We start from the raw sequence: 4,386 nt of genomic DNA on the forward strand, positions 1-4,386 counted from the left end.
GTCTTAACGGGAGCCTCACCTCACCCGGCTATCCGCCTCCGCCACGTCGCTGACCTGCACCATCAGGTTGGAAATGGCTCACAGGCCAACCCCCGCATTATCTGACGGTTCGGCAGCCGCCTGCCGGATTTCCACAACCCTTGCCCCTTCGGCGCAGAAGTGCCCTGGATCAGGGCGCGCTCCCGGGCAGTAGCGTGCGCCGCTGACGGGCCGGGACGAGGCGTTGTGATGGACGCTGCGCCGCCTCTTCCGACCGCTGACTTACAACGCGGTCCGGATGGTCGTCAACAAGGCCAACGCGGCGCTCCGCGCGAACTGCACCTTGCACAACCTGGGGCATTCCGCCGCCAAGAGGAGAGCTCGGTGGCGAAGGCCCGCCTTGTCTCCGCAGTCGGCGTGTGCGGTGGGATTGGTGTTGTGATTGCACACCGCGATTCTCCAGTGCCGCGTTCAGCACCTTGCTGGCTTCGCACGTTGCATTGCGACGATGCGAGCGTGTCGCAGATCACCATGGTCGACCGCCGTCAGAGTCGACCAAGTCGCGGGCGTGGTCGATCAGCCAGGTTTTTGATCGGCGGTTCATTCGTTCGTAGCCATCTGCCCACATCTTCGCGAACCCGGGATGGCCGGACTCGGCGCGACGCCGGGTGCTGTGCAATGCGTGGTCCAGGAAGACAAGCAGCATGCCGATCACCTGGTCGCGTTGCGTGGCGTCGAGGTGATGCGTATCGGCGAACAGCCGGAAGCGGCCAATGAGGTCGGTCGTGGCGCGGGCGTCGGCGATGTCGACCGGGTCGCGCAGCGGAATCCAGTGGCGGGCTGCGACGGCGATGTCGAACAGCGGGCTGGCTGGCCTCGCCAGATCGAAGTCGATGAACGCCGCACGGCCATCATGAACGACGACGTTTTCCAGACACAGGTCGGTGTGGCAAACCAGATCGCCCCGCGCGCCAGGGGGAAGCTACATCAGCTGACGAGCAGGCCAGCGCATCCATTCAGGCAGTTGGGAACCGACAGCAGCGCGATGCAGCTCGGATTGCAGGAGCGCGACGCTGACCAGCAAGTCCTCGTCGGCCACCCAGTCAGGAAACGGTGGGATCGCGACATCTCCGTCGAGATAGTCCAGTATTTCGCGGCCGTGTTCGTCCAGGCCGTGAAATACTGGCGCGGCGGTGAAACCGACCGCCTGAAAGTGTTGCAGGAACAGGCGGACTTGCGGCGCGGCCGGGCCGCCGGGTCGGCGCACCGTGTCATCGACGCGGATGGCCGCCCCGACGTTGTCAACTCCGCCTGCCAGTGGCTCCATCCCGTGATCCTCCCTGGGGGTCGGGCCTGGTGCCCTCGCGGAAACTGTCGCGTGTTCCTTGCGGTGGTAGTCGCGCCGGTCACCGGGCGTGTTCGTCGCCAGGGGCATACCGGCTCCAGGGGCTGCCGGCGCGATGCTGGCGGCAGCGCGGCTGGACCATCCCGGCGCGCGATGCCGGCGGGGCATCGGCGATGCTGTGGGCGTGGAGTACGTGTCCAGAGTGCCGCGACCGCCGCTGGACGGGCTGATCGACGACCTCTACTACCTGGAGGGTGCGCCGCCGTACGCCCTGCTGACGCTGCCGCCCGCGCCGTCGGCACTGCTCATCGTCAACCTCGGGGCGCCGTTCCGCATCCGCGCCGGCACCGACATCGAGACGGCCGAGTACGCCGACGGCTGCGTGGTCACCATGCCCACCCGCGCGTGGGAGTTCGGCTACCCACTCCGGACCCGGTCGGTCGGCGTGCACTTCAAGCCGTGGGGGCTGGCGCCGTTCCTGCCGATGCCCGCGGCCGAGCTGTGTGACCGGCCCGTGACGGTAGAGCAGGTCTGGGGCCGGCCCGCCATTGCTGAGCTGCGAGACCGGCTGGCCACGGCGGACGGACCGCACGAGATGCTGACGCTGCTCGAGGAGGAGCTAACGCGACGGCTGTGCGAGACCGCCGGCCTGGGGCTGGTCCGCCATATGAGCAGTGTCATCGCGGCGACCAGCGGGGGCGTGACGATCGGCGACCTGAGGGTGGCAGCCGGTGTCAGCAGCACTCATCTGGCACAGCGGTTCAAGGAGCTCATCGGCGTCACGCCGAAGCGGCTGGCCCGCACCTACCGCTTCGCCGCCACCGTGTTCGCGATCAATCCCGCCGGACCGATCGACTGGGGCGACCTCGCCGGTGGCGCAGGCTACTTCGACCAGGCCCACTTCGGCCACGAGTTCCGGGCGTTCACCGGGCTCGCGCCGACCCGGTACGTCGAAGTCCGGCGGCGGTTCCTGCGCGAACATCCCGGCCACGTGCTGGACGGCTGGCCGCTGCCGGCCGATTGATTTCTTACAAGAGCGACAGCTCACGAAAACGCTAATCTCAGGGCACCCCAAAGCAGAGGAGCGCCCCGTGGGCAAGGTGGTCATGTACGCCTCGGTGTCGGTGGACGGCTTCATCGCGGACGAGAACGACCAGCCCGGACCGCTGTTCGACTGGTTGACCAGCGGTGACGTCCCGTTGGACGAGAGCGGCGTATTGAAGGTGTCGCAGACGTCCTACGACTACACCCGGCCGTACTGGGACCAGATCGGGGCGACAATCGCCGGGCGCCACGTCTTCGACATGACGGACGGCTGGGACGGGAAGCCTCCGAGCGGGATCGACCACGTGGTCGTCGTGACGCACCGGCCGAAGCCCGAGGGCTGGGACCCCGAGGCGCCGTTTCACTTCGTCGACGGCGTCGAGGCAGCCGTGGCCAAGGCGCAGGAGCTTGCGGGTGACCGCATGGTCGAGGTCGCCGCTGGCGACGTCGGTGGCCAGGTGCTTGCCGCGGGCCTGGTCGACGAAGTGCGCATGGACGTCGTACCCGTCGTGTTCGGGTCCGGCAAGCGCTACTTCGGGTCGGTCGACGCGCAGCACCTGTTGGAGGATCCTGACGTGGTGATTCAGGGCAACCGGGTGCTTCACCTGCGCTATCGGGTGCGCCGTTGACCGATCTGAGCGGGTACGCGAAGAAGTCCACTGCGAAAGGTGACACAAGATCGGGCCTCCGGCTGCGTTTGCGCATCGCTGTCCCTGGCCGGGCAGAGCCGACGCCGATCCACCCCAGCACCTCACCTGTGGCAAGTTCAACTCAAGATCACTGGTTGCCGGTTTCCGTCGTATCTTGGCCGACCCCCTCCCTTGTCCGAACACCGACGCCGCTTCGCTGTCGGCCTGGTCGCTCGGTCAGTTGCATGAGCCGATGGTCGCTGCCAGTTGCGGAAGTCGGCTGACTCGGCTGGCGGAGGTGGCGGCGGCCCGCAGACGGATGATCTCGTCGTGTTGAGCGGCGAGTCGCGCGAGGGGCCTGGCTCTGGAACTCGGTGAGTTCGTTGATCGTGCTGGTTGACTCGACCACGCGGTTCTTCAGCCCGGTGATCTCGGTCTTGAGGCGGGTGATCTGCGCGTCGCGCGGGTCGGGCTGATCGCCAGCCTGCTGGAGGGTCCGTAGGCGCCGTTCGAACTCGGCGCGGAGATCGGCGTAGGGCCGGGTGCCGTAGAAGGCGGTGCGGTCGACGCCGGACTCGACGGCCCGGGTTGTGATGTCGCAGCGGCCGTCGGGCGGGATCTCGCCGCGCAGGAGCCGGTCCATGGCAGCCCGACACCATGTTCGGGCAAGAACTCCATCCACTCCTTGACCGCCCGCGCGTACGCCTCCCACGAATTCGGTGACGGCGCACCGCCGGCGGGCAACTCGCGCAGCCACCGGTTCACCGCCACCGTCGGCCGCGGAGCGCCTGGACCGTCCTCGAACCGCAGATCGTTATCCACCAGCACCGGCATCCGCTCCGGAATCAGCGGCCGACGCTCGACGTCCCAGCTCTCCCAACCCTGGGACGCGAAGAAGCTCAAGATCATGACCGGAGACCATAGAAACACCACACGGCCTCTGGCAAAACGCAAACACCCAGCTCTCGCTGGCTGCTGGGCGTAATCGCAACACGAAAACTAAGCAAAGACAATTCGCCGAAAGTCATGCGGATTATCTTCAAACCGTGGAAGCCGGGGTGGTGTTCGGCGATGGCCGCGCACCGACGGTGCAGCATGTTGACGATCGTGCCCGGGGTAGTGACGTGCCTGCTGGTGCCCCGTTGAGTGGAACAGGTAGGGCAGCGGGGTGCTCCAGAGCTTGTCGTGGGCGTCGAACCGGGCCAGCCGGGCGATGGGCTGACCGTCGCGGGTGTGCCGGCGAACGAGCTCTTCCGGTTGCGGGCGCGGGCTTGACTGTTTTAGCGGAACGACAATTCCGGCTCTCGTGACCTGCCTGTCGATCGCGGTCCAAACGCAGGTGCGCGGCTGCTGCGAGGTATGACGCAGCGTCAGATTGCCGGCCGGGCT

General features: G+C 67.1%; 6 protein-coding genes. 2 read left to right on the forward strand and 4 right to left on the reverse strand.

Features of this window, described 5'->3' with window-relative positions:
* Positions 1-505 precede the first annotated feature (505 nt).
* Entirely contained in the window at positions 506-685 is a 180-nt protein-coding gene (locus tag AAH979_RS42470; RefSeq protein ID WP_346263775.1) for a hypothetical protein, read from the reverse strand.
* A gap of 276 nt (positions 686-961) precedes the next feature.
* Entirely contained in the window at positions 962-1,306 is a 345-nt protein-coding gene (locus AAH979_RS42475; RefSeq protein WP_346263776.1) for a hypothetical protein, read from the reverse strand.
* A 202-nt stretch (positions 1,307-1,508) separates the two neighbouring features.
* Here AAH979_RS42475 and AAH979_RS42480 point away from each other — a divergent pair, with 202 nt between their 5' ends.
* On the forward strand, positions 1,509-2,348 hold the full coding sequence (locus tag AAH979_RS42480; protein WP_346263777.1) for a helix-turn-helix domain-containing protein: 840 nt from the start codon (positions 1,509-1,511) through the stop codon (positions 2,346-2,348).
* A gap of 67 nt (positions 2,349-2,415) precedes the next feature.
* Positions 2,416-2,997, forward strand: a complete 582-nt coding sequence (locus AAH979_RS42485; protein ID WP_346263778.1) for a dihydrofolate reductase family protein — start codon at positions 2,416-2,418, stop codon at positions 2,995-2,997.
* Positions 2,998-3,145: 148 nt separating this feature from the next.
* On the opposite strand, the gene AAH979_RS42490 is transcribed toward AAH979_RS42485, so the two are convergent.
* Entirely contained in the window at positions 3,146-3,640 is a 495-nt protein-coding gene (locus AAH979_RS42490; RefSeq protein WP_346263779.1) for a hypothetical protein, read from the reverse strand.
* Positions 3,641-3,996: 356 nt separating this feature from the next.
* On the reverse strand, positions 3,997-4,386 hold a 390-nt coding region (locus tag AAH979_RS42495; RefSeq protein ID WP_346263780.1), incomplete at its 5' end, for a hypothetical protein.

Origin of the sequence: Plantactinospora sp. ZYX-F-223 (assembly GCF_039649625.1) — a bacterium.
GTDB lineage: Bacteria > Actinomycetota > Actinomycetes > Mycobacteriales > Micromonosporaceae > Plantactinospora.